The sequence below is a fragment of the Brevibacillus sp. JNUCC-41 genome (genome assembly GCF_014844095.1).
GTDB classification, from domain to species: Bacteria; Bacillota; Bacilli; order Bacillales; family DSM-1321; genus Peribacillus; species Peribacillus aracenensis.
On the sequence record NZ_CP062163.1, the window covers coordinates 1,007,940 to 1,026,860 of the forward strand.

Annotated in this window: 17 protein-coding genes and 1 other annotated feature; of the genes, 5 read left to right on the forward strand and 12 right to left on the reverse strand. The window is 37.3% G+C overall.

Features of this window, described 5'->3' with window-relative positions; genetic code table 11:
* Positions 1-227: 227 nt before the first annotated feature.
* The 9 genes from JNUCC41_RS04990 to JNUCC41_RS05030 form a co-directional block, all read right to left on the reverse strand.
* On the reverse strand, positions 228-725 hold the full coding sequence (locus JNUCC41_RS04990; RefSeq protein ID WP_192206650.1) for a DinB family protein: 498 nt from the start codon (positions 723-725) through the stop codon (positions 228-230).
* Positions 726-934: 209 nt separating this feature from the next.
* Positions 935-1,456: a DinB family protein gene (locus JNUCC41_RS04995; protein WP_192206651.1), complete on the reverse strand. Its 522-nt coding sequence runs from the start codon at positions 1,454-1,456 to the stop codon at positions 935-937.
* 27 nt (positions 1,457-1,483) lie between these two features.
* Positions 1,484-2,485 (reverse strand): hypothetical protein, encoded by a 1,002-nt coding sequence (locus JNUCC41_RS05000; RefSeq protein ID WP_192206652.1) that lies wholly within the window; start codon positions 2,483-2,485, stop codon positions 1,484-1,486.
* Positions 2,486-2,988: 503 nt separating this feature from the next.
* Positions 2,989-4,425 carry a proline--tRNA ligase gene (gene proS, locus JNUCC41_RS05005; RefSeq protein WP_192206653.1) on the reverse strand — a complete coding sequence of 479 codons (1,437 nt, stop codon included), beginning with the start codon at positions 4,423-4,425 and terminating at the stop codon, positions 2,989-2,991.
* Between the two features lie 63 nt (positions 4,426-4,488).
* Positions 4,489-4,706, reverse strand: a binding site (T-box leader).
* Between the two features lie 126 nt (positions 4,707-4,832).
* Positions 4,833-5,282 (reverse strand): GNAT family N-acetyltransferase, encoded by a 450-nt coding sequence (locus JNUCC41_RS05010; RefSeq protein ID WP_192206654.1) that lies wholly within the window; start codon positions 5,280-5,282, stop codon positions 4,833-4,835.
* Between the two features lie 611 nt (positions 5,283-5,893).
* On the reverse strand, positions 5,894-6,031 hold the full coding sequence (locus JNUCC41_RS05015; RefSeq protein ID WP_192206655.1) for a hypothetical protein: 138 nt from the start codon (positions 6,029-6,031) through the stop codon (positions 5,894-5,896).
* 147 nt (positions 6,032-6,178) lie between these two features.
* Entirely contained in the window at positions 6,179-6,562 is a 384-nt protein-coding gene (locus tag JNUCC41_RS05020) for a YkvA family protein (protein ID WP_192206656.1), read from the reverse strand.
* 282 nt (positions 6,563-6,844) lie between these two features.
* The gene (locus JNUCC41_RS05025) at positions 6,845-7,249 is read right to left on the reverse strand and encodes a DUF1259 domain-containing protein (RefSeq protein ID WP_192206657.1); all 405 of its coding nucleotides are present in this window, start codon (positions 7,247-7,249) and stop codon (positions 6,845-6,847) included.
* Positions 7,250-7,388: 139 nt separating this feature from the next.
* Positions 7,389-7,613, reverse strand: coding sequence for a hypothetical protein (locus JNUCC41_RS05030; protein WP_192206658.1), 225 nt, complete (start codon positions 7,611-7,613; stop codon positions 7,389-7,391).
* Between the two features lie 412 nt (positions 7,614-8,025).
* Between JNUCC41_RS05030 and JNUCC41_RS05035 the strand changes: the two genes are divergently transcribed.
* Positions 8,026-9,705 (forward strand): NucA/NucB deoxyribonuclease domain-containing protein, encoded by a 1,680-nt coding sequence (locus JNUCC41_RS05035; protein ID WP_192206659.1) that lies wholly within the window; start codon positions 8,026-8,028, stop codon positions 9,703-9,705.
* Between the two features lie 733 nt (positions 9,706-10,438).
* A complete protein-coding gene (gene brnQ, locus JNUCC41_RS05040) occupies positions 10,439-11,782 on the forward strand; it encodes a branched-chain amino acid transport system II carrier protein (protein WP_192208046.1) in 1,344 nt (447 codons plus the stop codon).
* 145 nt (positions 11,783-11,927) lie between these two features.
* Here the strand turns inward: brnQ and bla are convergent, their stop codons facing one another.
* Positions 11,928-12,860, reverse strand: a complete 933-nt coding sequence (gene bla / locus JNUCC41_RS05045; protein ID WP_192206660.1) for a class A beta-lactamase — start codon at positions 12,858-12,860, stop codon at positions 11,928-11,930.
* Positions 12,861-13,175: 315 nt separating this feature from the next.
* On the opposite strand from bla, the gene JNUCC41_RS05050 reads away from it, so the two are divergent.
* Positions 13,176-14,987 carry a BlaR1 family beta-lactam sensor/signal transducer gene (locus JNUCC41_RS05050; RefSeq protein ID WP_192208047.1) on the forward strand — a complete coding sequence of 604 codons (1,812 nt, stop codon included), beginning with the start codon at positions 13,176-13,178 and terminating at the stop codon, positions 14,985-14,987.
* The gene (gene blaI / locus JNUCC41_RS05055) at positions 14,968-15,348 is read left to right on the forward strand and encodes a penicillinase repressor BlaI (RefSeq protein ID WP_192206661.1); all 381 of its coding nucleotides are present in this window, start codon (positions 14,968-14,970) and stop codon (positions 15,346-15,348) included. Before JNUCC41_RS05050 ends, blaI begins: the two co-directional genes overlap by 20 nt.
* Positions 15,349-15,600: 252 nt before the next feature.
* Here blaI and JNUCC41_RS05060 read toward each other — a convergent pair whose 3' ends face one another.
* Both JNUCC41_RS05060 and JNUCC41_RS05065 read right to left on the reverse strand, forming a co-directional pair.
* The gene (locus JNUCC41_RS05060; protein ID WP_192206662.1) at positions 15,601-16,077 is read right to left on the reverse strand and encodes a hypothetical protein; all 477 of its coding nucleotides are present in this window, start codon (positions 16,075-16,077) and stop codon (positions 15,601-15,603) included.
* 165 nt (positions 16,078-16,242) lie between these two features.
* Positions 16,243-17,094, reverse strand: a complete 852-nt coding sequence (locus JNUCC41_RS05065) for a LysR family transcriptional regulator (RefSeq protein ID WP_096340395.1) — start codon at positions 17,092-17,094, stop codon at positions 16,243-16,245.
* Between the two features lie 191 nt (positions 17,095-17,285).
* Here JNUCC41_RS05065 and JNUCC41_RS05070 point away from each other — a divergent pair, with 191 nt between their 5' ends.
* On the forward strand, positions 17,286-18,548 hold the full coding sequence (locus JNUCC41_RS05070) for an MFS transporter (protein ID WP_192206663.1): 1,263 nt from the start codon (positions 17,286-17,288) through the stop codon (positions 18,546-18,548).
* Positions 18,549-18,921: the final 373 nt, after the last annotated feature.

An 18,921-nucleotide genomic window follows, 5' to 3' on the forward strand; every position in this document is an offset into this window, starting at 1 on the left:
AATATTCCATTTTAATCTTATAAAAAGATAGAAAGAAGGATTACATTACAATGGAAAGTTGATAGACAAAATATAAAAAAGCTGATATTAACTGGTATTGTTCAATTAAAAATCCTCAACTGTTAGTGATCAACGATTGTAATCATTCTTGTCACTTGTAGTAAAGTATCGGCGGTGATGCCGGTGCCCTACGACTTTTTGGCGAGTATTGGATCGAGAAACTTAATTCATTGGGCTCCCTCGTCTGCCGAGGGGCCGTAGATGCCCGGCACCGGAATATCGAGAAGTCGCAAATAAACCCCCAGCTGCGCCCGGTGATGAACCATGTGGCTTAATCCGAAGGTGCGGAGCGCAATCGCCCGCGGCTCTTGAAGGATGATATGGTCGCCGTGGCGCAGCGTCCATTCCTCACCGAGCGTTTTCTCTTCGCATTCGGCGAGCAGCTTTTCCAACTTGCCGACGTTTGCGTCGAACTCCTCCAGAACGTCAGCGCGTTTTTCTAAAGGCTCACGCCTCAGCGGCACGGCCGAAAGATCGAACTCCGGGTACTGAATAAGCGCGACTCGCCAGTTTAGCAGGTTGATCAGGTGCGTGGCCAGCCCGCCGAGCGTCATCGATTTCTCGTGCGACTTCCAAGACATATGCTCCTCGGGCAACCGTTCCAGAATGCGGCGCGTTGTGGCCAGTTCATGCGTTACGTCGCCGACGATCAGTTTTTTGACCATAAATTCCTCTCCTCCCTTATGGGGTATTCTAAAAGCAATTAACTAATTCTAACTGGCAATGTTAAATATCATAGAAGAGTCAGATCATTTCAGATCAACAATTGTTTGATTAAAGCTATCCATTAGCTGAATGAAAGAGCTGTGTAAACAGATCTCGTTCTCAACAAGCGTCACCTTTTTGACGAAAAAATGGATTACTCTTCTCTTACCTATTTCTGATGAAGCACATTATCGGAATACCAATAAAAAACATAATCAGTCATAACTGAATAAGCACCCAATTGATGCAACATAGCTGAAATATTCCCTCTATGATAGGTTCCATGATTCACAACATGTAAGATCATTTCAGATAGACTTGTTTCTCTTAAACTTGCCCATGGATTATCCAGCATAATTCTCTTTTCTATATCCTCCTGACTTTTCAAAAAGTATTTAAACAGAGTTGATAAAGTGTTGAATTCCATTTCTAAGTCTTCAATGGGCAGTTTCTCTATCTTTTCTTGAAGTTGTAATGATGATTGCATTGCCTCGCTCATATTCTGACCTTCAAGGATATTAAGCCATCCATAGTCCACTAAATAGATATGTGACAAAACCTTTGAAACAGAAGAAAAGACACTTTTCATTTCCTTTTGATATTTCTCAGGAGAAAGTGTCTTAAGATGATCAATAATCCGTTGATTTGCCCATACATGATAGTTATATAGATTTTCTACATGATTAACCACACAATCGCCTCCTTATCATCACATTTTTTAATATTCTTTATCAGAATGAACTATTCCTTTAACTTTACTTGTAGAACTGCGCATTGCTTTCCGGCGGTCGTGCAGTACCATCAGGATAATTATTCCCATCATCACTCCCAAGACGCTACCTAACTCGGTGGTTAGTACATATGCAAGCGGGTACTCTAAAGCAGGTTGCGCATCGGGGCGAGTGGCGGACAAGCGGTTAAAGAGGTTATAAGAGAACAGCATTCCCGACGAGATCCATGCTGCTGCCATAGGAGGGAGGAACCTCTTTGACCCGCGGCGGGTGGTCAGTACCAACAAACCCCACGCCCCCGCGAAGGCCCACACACCGGTACTCAACGACAATAGGTGCCACCATAAATCGCGGTTATCCAACATAGCTGGGTTGATGCCAATAGTTCCACCAACCGCCCAGAATATCTTAATAAATCCAAGCAGGATACAGCCAGCCGCGACAAGCCTAGCCAAGGTGATATGCAGTTTCTGGCTGTTGCCTGGGAGTAATTCAATGTTGATTGGATCAGCAAATGCCTCTGGCCAACGCGCTTTAGCGTATCCAGCTAAGGCGAAAGGCAGGCAGATGCCGACTCCAACCAGTGAGACCATTACAAAAATCTGTTCATATACCCAAACGTTGGTAGCTCCTGCCTGCTGATCGCGTATCATAGCAGCAGGACCAAGCACAGGCGCCAGCAACAGCATAGGAATAAGTAAACCAGTACCTACCCAGACGGGCAGGGCAACCAACCAGGAGGGCAGTCGCTCACCCCACGTCATGCTAAACGCCAATGCTAACAGGATACCAACTGCAGCTAGAACCATTGTTACTGCGTTTGCAGTGCGCCAACTTGGGTCGCCCATTTGTTCGGTCGGCATGAAGAGACCGAACGTCCAGGCGATTTTGATTAACAGATAAGGCATTACCGCTATAGCGGCACCATAACCCCAAAATCTACGCTTCTTCATCAAATGTGAAATTGGCTGCTTTTTCATTACTGTCATGAGGCCACCTCGGCCGCCAGACCAGTGAGTTCGTAAATCTCTACCTCTACAATGAACAGAGCGCTTCCAATTAAACTCTCATGTTTATTTCTATTTATTACTATAAATAAACACCCCTTAAGAATTATAATTTAAACTGTTTAAGTTTTAATGAATCATAGGACTTTTCACGAAGATAATCATTTCCCCCATTACGCTCACCATCAATACCCTAAAAACGGCTCTGCCCGCTTTAACTTTAACATAATATTCCAATTAGAAATCCTTTATTCTAAAAAAATTGACACAAGAAGATCGCCTTCATTGACGACCTTCTTGTGTCAATTCTTCTTGAACTATCCTGCCCCGATAGTTACATAAGAAAAGGAGCTGCTGATCAGCTCCTGATAATGAAGTAAAGCACCATTTAGTTCTATAAGAAAAGCGAATCTTCTTCCAGAATCGTGCTAAAATATGATCTTAGTCTTAAAATCAATTAATTCCTCTTTCACGAAAGCCCTAGATTAGTAAGCACGAGCAAACCAAACCGTATGTTTTGCTTCTTTACCACAATGAAGGCATGTGTGCTTTGTTGTCGGTGGGTTAAATGGAATGTTTCTTGTTGTGAATTTTGTTTTTTCTTTTACATTTTCTTCACAAGCATCCTCTCCGCACCAACCAGCTAATATCCAACCAGGAATTGTTCCATTTTGTTCGGATTCTGCTAGATGTTGTTTTAACTGTTCGATTGTATCGATATGTGTGTGTGAATTCTCCGCACGGAAAGCTTTTGCTTTTTCAAATAGACGAGTTTGCATTGTTTCAAGTTCTTTTTTAATGTTTTCAACAATTGATTCTAAAGGTACGGAAACTTTCTCCTCTTCATCACGTGCTTTCATTAAACCTTGATTATTTTCTAAATCACGTGGACCAAGTTCAATACGTACAGGTACACCTTTTAACTCCCATTCATTAAATTTATAGCCTGGTGATTGATCAGAATCATCAAGACGAACGCGAATTCCTTTCGCTTTTAAAGCTGCAAAGATTTCATCTAATTTCTCCATAATTGCATGGTTCTTTTTCCATGGACCAACTGGAATCAAAACAACTTGAGTCGGTGCTATTTTTGGTGGTAAAACAAGACCTTGTTCATCGCCATGAACCATGATGACCGAACCAATTAAACGTGTGGACGTACCCCAAGATGTTGTATGAACATATGCGTGTTTATTTTCTTTATTTAAATATTTTATATCAAATGCTTCCGCAAATTTTGTACCTAAGTAGTGTGAGGTACCTGCTTGTACGGCTTTTCCATCTTTCATCATCGCTTCAATGGAGAATGTATCAATCGCACCAGCAAAGCGTTCTAATGGTGTCTTTTGCCCATCATAAACTGGAATCGCAAGTAATCCTTCTACGACTTCTTTATAAATAGTTAACATTTGCATTGTTTCCTTACGCGCATCTTCTTGATCCACATGAGCAGTATGACCTTCTTGCCATAAAAATTCAGAGGTACGGATGAATGGAAGGGTTTTCTTTTCCCAACGGAATACATTTGCCCATTGATTAATTAAAACTGGAAGATCTCGATAACTTTTAATCCAGTTTGAATACAAATGTCCAATCATTGTTTCTGAAGTTGGACGCAGTGCTAAACGTTCTTCTAATTTCTCTCCTGCCGCTTCTGTTACCCAAGGAAGCTCTGGTGAGAATCCTTCAATATGATCCTTTTCCTTTTCGAAGAAGGATTCTGGAATTAACATTGGGAAGTATGCATTGCGATGACCGGTTTCTTTAAACCGTTTATCCATCTCTTCTTGAATATGTTCCCATAATTCATAGCCATCTGGCTTAAATGCAATACAACCGCGAACTGGGGTGTAATCCATTAAATCAGCTTTTTGAATCGTATCAATATACCATTTTGAAAAATCGTCTGTTTTTTGTGACATCGTCTTTTCCTCCTGAGTAAATGAAATAACTTTAAAAAATAAAAAAAGCATAAAGAGTCCTTAAAAAAGGACGTCTTTACGCTAATAGACGTGGTACCACCTTAGTTCGACATTAATAATGAATATTAAGTCCTCTAAACGTTTGTAACGAAACGACTCGGTTAATTTTTAGCTAACATCTCCGTGGTAGGGTTCAATAAGAAGGGGTGATATAGCTTTCAGCCAAGGCTATATTTTCTGTTTCACAATCCTTATTTACTTGATCACATCATTGATTACATATTTATAAATTAATATATCAATTTGCTAAAAGTTATTCAATTATTAAACCTAGAAATCCAATTTTCTTTAAAGACAGCTCCGAAGCTAAAGTACCCGTTAGTTTAAGTGTTATACTTCACAAATCATTAAAAAATATTTAATTCTAGAAATTCATCAGTTTCCATAAAACCAAACTTCTTATACACTGGTCTACCCATTTTTGAAGCCCCAAGCCATATTTGTGAAATACCTGAAATCTTAACTTCATCAACTAATTTAGTTAACAGCTTTGTTGCGATTCCTTGTCCACGATAATTTTCATTAGTATACATATTTGTGATATATGCCTTTTTTCCAGTCTTATTGGTGTAACAAGGTGGAAATTCATAAAAAATTACTGCACCACAAGCTATAATTTCTTCATTATCTTCCACTAGCCATTGAATTAAAGTACCATCACTTAGTTTATTTTTAAAGAAAACATATAGGTCTCTATCAATATCTATATTAGGTTCTATCCCCTCATCAACTAATTGCTTTTTTCTTAACTCGACCAATTTATCAATATCATCGATATTTGCTTTACGATATTTCAACTTCTCACAACTCCTTTTATAAAATTACAACTGACCAGCCCCATAGCATAATTAATTCTCATCATTTTACCATTGATTCTTATTAAACTAAACTGCCATTAAGTTATTTACTAACCTGCCCCCATAGTTGCATAAGAATAAGCTTTCTTAAAGACAGCTCCGATCTTCAGCTAACGCACCCGTTACTTTAAGTGCTACACTTCACAATCTGCTTCGTTAATCAAACCAAAAAAGGCGATACCTTTAAAGAATCGCACTCATTTAGACTAGTCAAATATATTCTTGATTAAGCGAATCATTATTCTTGGTATAAACAATAAGATGTTCCAAACTAATTCAAATAAGATTGAATCTCGAATTTCAATAAGTATGTCTTTAAAAATGCCGCCCTGACCATTCTTTTTCTCTTTCCTGATTTTCATCTTCTAACTCCTAATAACTCAATATTCATTTAAATTATTATCCAATTTCCTTTGTGGTAATAAATATATCGTTTGATCTAAAACTTCCTCCTTTACTTCATAAATTAATCTTCCAACAAGGTCTCAATCTTTGTTTAACTATCCTGCCCCGATAGTTCCATAAGAGAAAAACGGTTAGTTAAAGAACGTTTATTTCTTATCTCTAATTTCTTCTAAAATTTCTATTACACGATTGTTTTGTTTTTCTATATTTTTTAATCTTTTTTCAATAATATTTGAAGAAAAAAATACAACAAGTATAAGAGCTATCCCAACCAATATATCCATATTTATCCTCCTGAGTTCATTTTACGTTTAAGAGCAAAACATAATCAACCTATATTTTCCAGATCCAATATGCAACTAACCTGCCCCGTTAGTCCCATAAGAAAAAGCTGCCTTACTGACAGCTCCGATCATAAGCTAACGCACCCGTTATTTCATTAAGCGATAAATATTTATAATAGCCCATATTATAATCAAGCCCCAAATCAATACTATTATAGAGCCCACTATCCAATTCTTCGGCTTTCCGTTTTTCATCATTTCCTCTGCCTTAACTTCACAGTCGGTTAATATATTCTTTCGTATCAGCTTTAATGCAATCATTATCCCTATTGGAACGAGAATTACATCGTCTAAGTAGCCAAGAATAGGTATAAAATCTGGTATTAGGTCAATCGGACTGAAAGCATAAGCTACAACACAAGCCGTAAATACTTTTGCATACCAAGGCACTCTTGGATCTTTACAAGCAAAGTAAAGGATAAAAATCTGTCGTTTTAGATTCCTCGCCCAAGTTTTAATTTTGTTGAACATTTTATCTCCTAATAATCGTTAAGATTTTATTTTCATTATAACAAAATAAAATTCACTTAAGATTGTTATTTCACTAACCTGCCCCGTTAGTTGCATAAAGAAAAAGCTGCCTTACTGACAGCTCCGATCTTCAGCTAAACGACTCGTTCGTTCATTAAGAAAATCCATTCTTAGTAAAGAATCGCACCCGATTGGTTGAAGAAAATCTTTTGTACACTATACTCGTAGTGAGCTATTTTACTTGTACTAGAATTGCGTCCTTTTCATATAACTAAAACTTTCCTAAGCAATGGGATAACTGCGTAAAAATGAAAATGAGTGTACCATCTTTTTTGCAAAATTTAATGGAGGCTCAATAGATTGAATGTGAACATACATAATTGAAGGTTCAGTAAATAACCAGTGATTATGTATGGCACTCACAATCAAACCCTGTTGGACAATTGAATAAATAAAACTAGGAATCTCTTCTTGTAAAACAGCTATTTCAGCCAAATTTAATGCATTACCACTTTGATCCAATGATTCAAATAAGACTCCTGCCGGCACAACAGAACTGCTTTGGCGCCCTTGAACTATCACCTTAAAATCGCGGTGTAAGGATACAGAACAACTACCTTGATTTACGTTACTTTTTCCTTTTAGGAGAGTAGCAAATTGTTCACAAATTGAATCAAAGTTATTCATCTAACTGGCCTCCCTTTACTAATAAAATTATGTTGTTTGACACTGTATTATGTTTAAAGAAATCCCCTTTCCCGTACAATCTATCAGTTTCCATATGAAAACACCGACCCAGAAACTGAAATAATCAAAGATATTCTTCCTAAACTGATAAGCCATAACCAAACAAAGCAAACCCTTTTCTATTTTTCAAACGATCTGAACGACGACCAGAGAAAAATTTCAAAAAATTTGCCAAGGTTTCTGATAAACCACCTATACTCCCAATAATTAAAGGGCCAGACGAAGCAAGAATGATTGGGATTAAAGGGGTCACCCAATAGGTTCCCATATCTTTCCGGTATGAACTAATCACCCGTTCATTCAAGTGAACCACTTCTCAATAATGAACGAGAAGCACTGAATCTGAACGTTCGAAATATTTAAGCTTAATCATTAGTCTCCTCTACCTTGTTTTTTCTACATATAAAGGAACGTAATTCCTGCTTCGATTTTTATTAAACAATCGCCTTAAACATATTTCCGTTTTTAACCAACTTTATTTATTACAACATCTTTATTGTCATTAACCTTATCAGGTCTTTTGGATTGGTCACCATCTTCCTATTTAAAAAGCATTTGGTAAAAAATGTAGGTTGATAGCATTATTTGATTTGGAATGTATTGTCAAACATTTTATTTTGTAGTAACCTATCAGCGATTTAAGTCACACCGAGCTAATAGCGCACTAGTCCTTGGGTAATAAACAGCTGTTACTTTTCAATAAGGGAGGAATTGTAATGTCCCGGTTACACAAGCGTTGTTTTACAATTGTCCTTGTCATGCTTTTGACCCTTGGCATCTATGCACCTGTACAGGCACAAGCAACTTCAGCAGGTGGAGGGTACTGGGTCCCAGACGACAAGATCAAGCAGGCAACCGAACTGATGAAGCAAGGCAAATCCCTCGGGGAGCTTGAAATCAAACAAGATCAAGTCCAGCAAAAAGAAGGCATTCAGACATTGGATGAACTGATGGAGGCCGACCAGCAAAGTAAAGCGACATACAGAGCGAACTTGGCACCTCCGATCAAGACCGCGGTCGGATGGGTGCCCCCGGAATTTGACTATGATCATATCCTGACTGTAGATGAATGCCGTGGAAGTCCTGACAGCAGTTCAGAAACAGGGTATATCAAGAACCGTTATTCCTTCTGTTGGTCCCATGTGGCGACATATCAAGTCCCAGTAAAATGCATCGGAGGAATCTGTATAAACGCAGGGGTTCAATTTCAATTCACGGAAATAGGTTATGGCTCCAACCAAAGCCGGAACATGAGAATCTATTATACACTTGACGATATCATCGTAACCGATCCAGCTTTAAATGGAGCCAAGTTGAAAATCGATATGGTATGTGAATCGAAATTGAACGCAGGTGACTGTAAAGAGGATCCCGGCTATCCACCGACGGAACGAACGATCGCCCACTGGAAAAACACGAACTTCGATACAGAAATCTTCACCTCAGAAGCTCCCCCAGCAACTGATTCAAATCCTGACCAGTTGGGATACATGGAATTTTGGCCGAAACTCACCCTTACCCATTCAGCAAGGAAATACAAAAAAAGCATAGATGGCATTAAACAGACCGTCCGTTATGACTCTGCAAAATACATGTTCGCTTTCCCAAATCAATATTTCCGGCAAGGAGCCGTATTCAGCAAAGCCACACCGGTCTTCAATGTCCCGATCACGAAGCCGGAATTCAAAATGCTAACTGAAGCCGGGCAGCATTGGAAGGAGGCTATGGACCACCCAGAACAGACAAAGCCTCAAATGGTTGGAAAGAACATACCGGGAGCCGTGGGAGACAGCACTCTGACACGGATGTATACAAAACGTCATCAGGATGAATACAACCTTAATAGGAACAAGACAAGAAGGATTTGTGACCGGGAGTTCGGAGATGAGGATCGGACAGGAAAGCAGTGTGACGAATATCCTTTTGCTTCCACCTGGGAAGGTTCATCGACGAACGGATCGGATAATTTTTCTGTAAGAATGATTTCCGCTGATTCGAACGGTGCTGCAGGGACATGGCTCGGTGCCTGGTACGCCTATGACCGGATTCTGGATGGGGATGCTTTTAATGTGGAGGTCGAAGCTCCTGAGAAAATCGCGACGATCCGATCGGAAGGCCAGCCTCAGGACGGCCAGGATAACCGATCAAGTGATAACTTCACGATCGGGAACATCCCTCCTTACGCGACCAAGTTACAATGGAAAATCGTCGACGGTCCTAAAGATGCAAAATTCGATGTCATGAAAGACATCAGCTTCGGTATCGACGAAACGATCTTCTATGATCTTACAGACGGGACCGAGTCAGAAATCAAAACGAGTGAAGATTTCTACATCGCCAGACCGAAAAACACCGATGGAGAAAGCTTCACCGTCGAAGTCTATGCAATCCCTTAATAATGGAAGATTAGTTGAATAAAAGACGAAGGCTAGTCAATAGAGCTTGGAGACTCCAATCTAAGCTCTTTTGACTAGCTATTCATAGTGACTACTACCATCATATCCCCGATAACGAAATAAGCAAATTATGCATTTTTCACAGATGACATTCCAATTATATTTTAAAAGTCTTTTTCATGTTTAAGTGTCCTATTATTCTCAACACGCATTTTTGCATTTTCAAGCGAGTTGGAAACACTCCTTAATTTATAGCTGCATTAATTCTCTTCTATATTTAAATCCACTATAGTTCTTGTTTCACTAATCTGATACGCTGTTTTTCACAGCTGCCACTTTTATCCCCCAATGACAACTTTATTTCTTGTTTTTTTCCTCCTTTGTATCCTTTAAAGAGAAAGAAGTATGTATTACAATATACCAATAGTTATAAAATGGAATTTCAGTTAATGATTACATATCACTAATAAGGGGCTAAGTAGGGGGATTTTCTGCATTTCATAGCGATTATCATTTGAATCGTAATCATGGTAGTAACAACAATTTGCTTGTCGTTAAAAAAGAACCTTATTGCATATTAAATAAGGCCGCCCAAAAGGAGAAACGTAAAGTTTATATTGAAATCAATTTATCAGGTCATAATACAATCTTATGTATTTAGTCTGTTATCAATTTTTTGAAAATTATTTCTTTTTTTAAAAGTAAAATTCAGTTCTTTCATGGAGGTTTTAGTTTGGCTACTAGAGTACCATTTTCATTTATATTAGTTATTGGTTTAATGTTATTTGCTCTATTTTTTGGGGCAGGAAATTTAATTTTTCCACCAATGCTTGGTCAATCAGCAGGAATGAATGTCTGGCCAGCAAATGCAGGGTTTTTATTAACAGGAGTTGGCTTACCGTTACTTGGTGTGTTAGCACTTGGTTTTTCGGGTAAAGATGATTTACAGTCGTTAGCAAGTCGGGTCCATCCTGTATTTGGTATTGTATTCACAACCGTTCTTTATTTAGCCATTGGTCCTTTATTTGCTTTGCCTAGATCAGGAAACGTTTCTTTTGAAATCGGTGTAAAACCTTTTTTGTCAGACAGTCCAGGCTCTGCACCTTTACTTATTTTCACAATCATCTTTTTTAGCATTACGTGCCTTTTTTCGATCAATCCCGCGAAAGTTGTCGGAATTGTCGGGAAAATATTAACACCAATCAAGATAACGTTCATTGGAATCCTAGTAGTGGTTGCTTTTAAACATCCAATCGGAGATTTTCAAGCACCTATTAATAATTATTCAGTTCAACCATTTTTTAATGGATTTAGAGAAGGTTATTTAACAATGGATACGCTTGCCTCTTTTGTTTTTGGCATCATCATCATTAATGCCATTAAAGAAAAAGGTGCTAAAACAAAAAAACAAATTATGATGGTTTGTGCAAAAGCAACTGGAATTGCAGCCTTTTTCCTGGCAACCATGTATTCAGCTCTTTCTTATATGGGTGCTTCAAGTGTAGAAAAACTTGGGCACCTGGAAAACGGAGGCACCATCTTGGCAAAAGTCTCTGATTATTATTTTGGGGCTTATGGCGGGATATTATTAGGATTAATGATTACAGTAGCTTGTTTAACAACAAGCGTAGGACTTGTTACATCTTGTTCTTCATTCTTCCATAAACTATTTCCAAAGGTACCTTACAAAACAATTGCTATTAGTTTATCTATTTTTAGTGCCATAGTTGCCAATATTGGGCTAACCCAGTTAATTGCTGTTTCCATTCCTCTCTTAACAGCTATTTATCCATTAGCCATTGTATTAATTTTCTTGACATTTTTTCATTCTTTATTTAAAGGGAAGGCTGAAGTGTATCAAGGGAGCTTACTTCTAACATTTATAGTCAGTTTATTTGATGGATTGAATCGGGCTGGCATACACTTTTCTTCCATTAATAATTTTTTCAATGAAATTCTTCCTATGTACGATGTCGGACTGGGGTGGATCATTCCAGCGATTGTTGGAGGATTTATAGGGTTTAGCAGTAGCATACTACGAGGGAAATTCGGTCTTAATCCCCCAACCAGTAGTTAAATAAAATAAGGTCAACCAGTGTTTTTCTACTGGTAGACCTTTTAAAATTGTATATTGAAGCCAGGAACTCCCTAGTTCCACAGATAAGAAGACATCACCATGACCGTTTTAGTATTTAATCTACTAAAAAAGGCTGCTTAACGTTCTATTTATTTTTGACTTTAAGGGCCTTTATTACCTCTTTTGTGGCCTCAGCAATAAGGTCGTCGTTGTAATCGGCATCTTTTTTATCACGACTTGAAAGGACAGCAAGAACAATCGGGTCTCCTTTTGATGGCCAAATGATCGATATGTCATTTCGCGTACCATATGAGCCTGCTCCAGTCTTATCAGCCACTACCCAACCTTTCGGAACTCCAGCACGAATTAACGCATCTCCAGTAGTATTTCTCTTCATCCAGTCTATTAAAAGTTCACGTTTCTCAGTTGGAAGTGCATCTCCCAATGTAAAAGCCTGAAGACTAGTGGCAAGTGCTCTTGGTGTACTCGTATCATGAGTTTCACCAGGATTAACTTCATTTAAATCTGGCTCAATTCGCTCAGGGTTGGTGACTTTATCCCCGATTTCCCCCAGTGCCTTTTTAAATCCAGCCGGGCCGCCCAGTTGTTTAAGGATAAGGTTCCCAGCAGTATTGTCACTGTATCGAAGAGAAGCATCAGAAAGCTCCTTAATAGTCATCCCCGTATCGACATGCTTTTCTGTAATCGGATTATAATTAACAAGATCCTCACGTGTATAGGTAATTCTTTGATTAAGTTCTTCGATTGATTTCTGTTGTAAAAGTGCTCCTACAGCTAGAGCCTTATGTGTGGATGCATAAGCAAAACGCTCATCTGGATGATAGGTCACTGTTTGGTTTGTGCCAGTATCCAACGCAAAGACACCAAGTTTAGCATCAAATTTTTCTTCAAGCTTAGCAAAAGCATGGTTATCGGCAGTTTCTTGTTTTTTAGGTTTAGTTAATTCCGTATTAACGTTATTGTTTGAACAACCTAAAAGCGTTGCACATGAAAGAAATAGAACAGGCATAATTTTTCTGAATGCGGAAGTACTAAAAATGTTGCTCAATGATTTCATAAGATTCAACCTCTTTCTAAAATATATTTATTATGTATTCTCTTTGGATAGCAGCCGGATTTTTAACTCTTGCAACCTATCTTTTGTTCATGATGATGCAGACCTCCTTATTATTTGATTAGACTCTTATGCACGAATTGAAAAAACCAAGGAGTTTTACCAGATTACATTTGTAGTCTTATTACATCTGTAGTACAGTATTACATATGTAATCAAATAAAGTCAATTCTTTATTTTTTCACCCCCAAGCCACTATAAATATGCTATATACCTGTTTTTAAAATTTAAAAGTCAAGAGAGTTGGTATTGAAGGACATGTATTTAACCCATTTTATAATAGGTCTATTGGTGTCTTCATTTTCCGTTGCTGTAATTCTACTTATACGAAAATGGTTTGGAAGACGATTAACAGCAAAATGGTACTATCATTTGTGGATGTTTCTTTTTATGGCTTTAGCACTTCCATTCATACCCACTGATTTATATAATTTTAGTACCCTCTTTAGCGGTGGGGATACATATCAGGCTAATGCACCCAGCTCTAATATGAACATGACTGGAACTGATATGATGCAAGGCCTGCACCTAATACAAGACTTTTCTGTATCGGTCAATCGGCCGGACCTGTCCTTACTTAATATTGGGGTGATGGGTTTATGGATGTCAGGGATGCTTTTATTTACCTTTACTATGATTCGTGGATGGCTCACACTTAGAAGGATAAAGAATTATTCTTCTCCGTTTTCCAATCAAGAGGCTCTCGTGCTTTTCGAAGAATGCAAAAAAAGACTACAGATTAAAAAATCAATAAAGATTGTCATTTCGAAAAGAGTCCAATCTCCAATGATATTCGGGCTTTTTCAAACATATATCGTCTTGCCTTCCCAGCATGAAGACTGGCTTAGCTTGAAAAATTACGAGTATATCTTTCTTCATGAACTGAGTCACTATAAAAACAAGGATTTGCTGACAAATTACGTGATATTGTTCTATCAAATCATTTATTGGTTTAATCCCCTTGTCTGGCTCGCTTTTAGAGAAATGAGATTGGATCGGGAAATCGCATGTGATGCATCTGTTTTACAGTTACTAGATGATCATTCATTTAGTGAATATGGAAATACAATCATTAATTTTTTGGATCTTTCAAAACGGTCAAGTAAACTACAGATGGTGACACAGTTAAACGGTTCGAAGCTTCAAATCAAAAAACGAATTGAACGAATTTCTGCCTATGAACATTCCACAAAAAAATCAATAAGAAAAAGCGTCTTTATTTATGTGTTGGCCAGTATCATTTTGACAATCCAATTACCTTTCGTTTCCGCATTTACGACGGAAAATGACCGATACCATTTTAATAATGATGGAGTGGTTTCTGAGGATTTACATCAATTCTTTAAAGGGTATGAAGGAAGCTTTGTTTTATATGATCATGCCGCACAGCAATATCGCATTTATAATGAAGAGAAAAGTACATTGCGGGTATCACCTGATTCCACATATAAAATCTATAGTGCCTTATTTGCACTAGAATCAAATGTGATATCTCCCGAAGAATCCACCCTTTCATGGGATGGGACGGATCAACCCTATGACGCTTGGAATATGGATCACGATGTCTCATCTGCTTTGCAAAATTCTGTAAACTGGTATTTCCAAGCATTAGATCGTAAAACAGGATTCGAAACAATACAATCCAATCTACAAGCGATAAACTATGGAAATTCCGATGTATCTGGGGGATTGGGTGAATTCTGGCTCGAATCCTCATTGAAAATCTCTCCAGTCGAGCAGGTCCAACTGCTGCAAGCCTTTTATTACAATCAATTGGGATATAAGAAATTGCATAGCCAAACTGTAAAGGAAGCCCTACTCTTAGAAAAGAATGAGGAAGCTAGCCTATCAGGGAAAACAGGTACAGGAACTGTGAATGGAAAAAACATCAATGGCTGGTTTATCGGGTATGTAGAGACGAAGAACAATACTTATTTCTTTGCTACCAATATACAAAATGAAGATGATTCATCTGGAAGCAAGGCGGGAGAAATTACTTTATCAATTTTAAAAGATTTAGGAATCTATCAAGAAAATGGTGGGGAGAAAAATGGAGAAAAACATTCCTAGCATATCAGAATCAGAATGGGAAATCATGAACGTGCTTTGGGATAAAGCCCCTCAAACAGCAAATGACATCATCGTTTCCTTACAGGAGAGTAGCCAGTGGAAGCCGAAAACCATACGCACTCTTCTCGATCGATTGGTTCAAAAAGATGTAGTAGGTGTCAATAAAAATCTAAGAGTTTACACCTTTTACCCGCTCTATACACAGGAAGAGTGCCAGCGTGCCGAGACCGAATCATTCATCAACCGTATCTATGGAGGTACCTTGAAATCCATGCTTGTCCAATTCATTCAGGAAGATACCCTATCTGATGATGATATCAATGAACTACGCTTTATTTTAAATAAGAAACCTAAAAAGTAATACTATAAAAAAAGCGATTTGGAATTTTTCCAAATCGCTTTTTTCGGTCGAAATCGAAATAGCCGAGGACATATTTCTCATGTAATTATCGCTTTCTTCTCTGTAAATACTACGCCCATTAGACATAAACTAAAAAACAAGTGCAAAGCTACATACGAAAGGAGCCATTAACGATGAAGGATGAATTCATTCAACTAAACTGCCCCGTTAGTTCCGTAAGAAAAAGCATCAGATAGTTGAAAACTCATATCCTTACTTATTTCTCAAATATACGACACTGTCTCTTCTTTCTACTTGAAAATTTAAATCATCTTTAATATAAAGCATATAACCAGCATCTTTATAATTCTCAGATTCAAAAGTGATACCATATCCATTACTCTCAGGATAACCATAGAAATAGCAGACCACTTTTCCATCATTCAAAAATACAATTTGATTCATTCCTTCATTTACAGTTTCACTAATGGTATCCCATTTATAGCCTACCGTTTCATAAATATCCTCTTTCGGGGTATATGGTCCAAAGGAATATACTACATCCCAGTCAAACGGTGTTACATCCAATAAATTTATTGTTTCAACAGAATTTTCAATTGATAACACTAACACTTCTTCTTTTAATAACTCTTCGTTTACATCCCATACATCCTTCTTTAATAGATTTATAAAGATAGTTATACATATAATACCAAAAGAAATAATCACTATTGTCTTTTTAGATTTCATATCTATCCTCCACCTTGAATAGCAACCTTTCTACCGGAATTAGTTACTTAATTATAACAATGATTTCCAATATAGGTGTTAATTCTTAATGAACTAAACTGCCCCGATAGTTCCATAAAAAAAAGAGCTACCAAAGCAACTCTAAAGATAAAACCCTTTTTATAATTAACCAATCGTCTTCAGAACATTTTTTAATTGTACGATATTGTTCTGTTCGCCGTCGTTCATCTTATAAACGAAAACGGTATTAATGACATTGTTAAAGCTTAATTTGTAATAGTGAATGTTTGTATAGTTATATAAATCTATAAGCTTAGTATTCAATACTGCAATGGTATTGCTGATTTGCAAAAAATCTTGGATACTGCTGATTGATTTTATTTCCTTTAATTTATATGGTATTTGATTATTCATAAGCCATTCGGTCACAGCTCTTGTATACATACAACCTATACTCAATACGAGCAATGTAATAGGTGTTTCCCAATCAAAATTGATGATATGGTCCTTACTTGAAATGACCTCGAATGTTTCAGTTGCAACGATGTCATAAGTTAAGTCGGGATATTTCTTAATAGGTTCACTAATGAGTGCACAATCTAATTCGGAATTGTGCACTTTTTGGTTTATGGCATTACTGGAATCTACAGCGAAATCCACATCCATTTGAATGTCGTTCATATTCAAAGTATTCGCGATATGGGCACCATAGATTTTCAAGGTTGTATGTGATGTGCCAAAATCCACTTTAGAGTTAGTTTGAATGGCACCAATGTTTTGTAAAAATTCTTCGTACTCTTGTGAAATAAGTTGAAGATAGTTTTTATATTGTATTCCTACGCTAGTGATTTTTAATCCTTGGGGCGTGCGTTTAAAAACAAGTTTTCCAATTTCCGACTCTATTTTTTTCACTTTAGCCGTAAGGGCGGATTGAGTATAGTTCGTGATTTCTGCAGACTTACTTAAATTTTGACGGTTTAATATTTCAATTTTCAATGCTATTTCTTTGATGTTCATATAGTTGGCACACCCTATAAAAAAAATTTATGAACCCTATCATTTTCCTCCATTTTACGCTTCTGGGCAGTCAGAGTAAACTCTAGTTAGCTTAATAAGTAAGGGAGACTAGATAATGCTAGAAGCTAAAAATAAGAATTTATCCCAACGAATTATTATTGAACGATACATCATAGGGGGAGAATTTCTTAATGCATACATATTATAAATGGTTAATCGTATTGGTGGCCACGTTATCCCAAACTGCAGCAACCTTTGTGACATATGGCATGGGACCCATCGCTGCATTTTATCAAATTGAATGGAATTTAACACCACTTCAAACAGGCTTCATTGTTTCAGCGGTCAATATTGGTCCGATGTTTTCAATGCTGGCGTTCGGTTACTTGATGGATAAAAAAGGGGAAAAACACATTATCGGGTGGGGGACCATTTTATTGGGCCTCTCAGCTTTAACGCTAGTTTTTGTTAATGATTATATTGTATTGCTGCTTTTATTATTGTTGGTCGGTATATGGTACGGAAGTGCTCAAACCGGTGGAAGCACGGCCATCGTAAAATGGTTTCCAAACGAACATCGAGGTCTGGCTCTAGGGATAAGACAGACGGGAATACCGATTGGAGGATCTCTAGCCTCTGCAGTTTTATCCTATACATATTATCATTTCAATTTGTCATCAGTACATGTAGTACAAGGGATCGTAGCAATAATGGGAGGGCTGATCTTCTTATTATTATATAACGAACCAGAAAGAACGAGTGGAACGAGATCAAGAACGAGATCAACCTCGGTCGGTTTCAAGGAGAAAATGAATGTCATCAAAAATAATAAGGAGTTATATCCGATGTATATAGTGGGTGTTGTGATGATGTCATTACAGATGATTATCATTGCGCATTTTATGAGTTATTTGCATAACGAAGGGAGCTATTCATTAACAGAGGCAGGAAAATATTTAAGCGTCGTTTTAATAGGTGGTATGGTTGGACGGGTAGTCATCGCATGGGCGAGTGATCAATTCTTTGAAGGTATAAGGGAAAGATTATTGCTTATTGTGATGGCTGTTACCGTAATTCTTACAGTGATGCTGCCACTCATCATGACTGTTGAAATGGAAATATTGATGCTATTATTTTGTTTTCTTTTGGGTTTTGTAGCCATTGGTTGGTATTCCATTTTTATTGTTTGTATCACAGAACAATCGGATTCACGTTTTATAGGTTTAACGGTGAGTTCAGCATTGACAATAAATCAATTATTCATTGTCATAGCACCCTCTTTATTCGGATTAGTCGTTAATCTATTGAACAGTTATCAACAAGCCCTATATTTGGCAGGAATATCTGTAGCTTTAGGAGCGATTAATTTATACAGAGCAAAAATAAAAAAAAGAATGGATCATAGGATCACCACAAAATTTGATCAAATTAATACAAATAACCTTGATAAATGAACAAATCGAAAGGGCATGTTTTGAAAAAAGATGAATCAACACACATGCCCTTATACTATTTAATGGATTATTCTTTTATAAAAAAGATCGATCATTTATTGTGTTCCTTAATCAACTAACGCACCCGTTAGTTTAAGTAGATTTCTTCACAAACTTTTTAGTATTTCAGTTAATACAGGACAGGAAAGCTGCCCCGTTAGTTTACCCATTTATGAATTTCCCTAATGAATAAACCAATAAAATTAAAAATTGATAAGAGTAATGGGGATTAGTGTAAGGAATGGGATGTACTTCATCTTATGTTGTTCTTTCCTTATCACAGCGAAAATCGTACATATAATAGAAACACCATACAGGCTCAAACTACTAATTA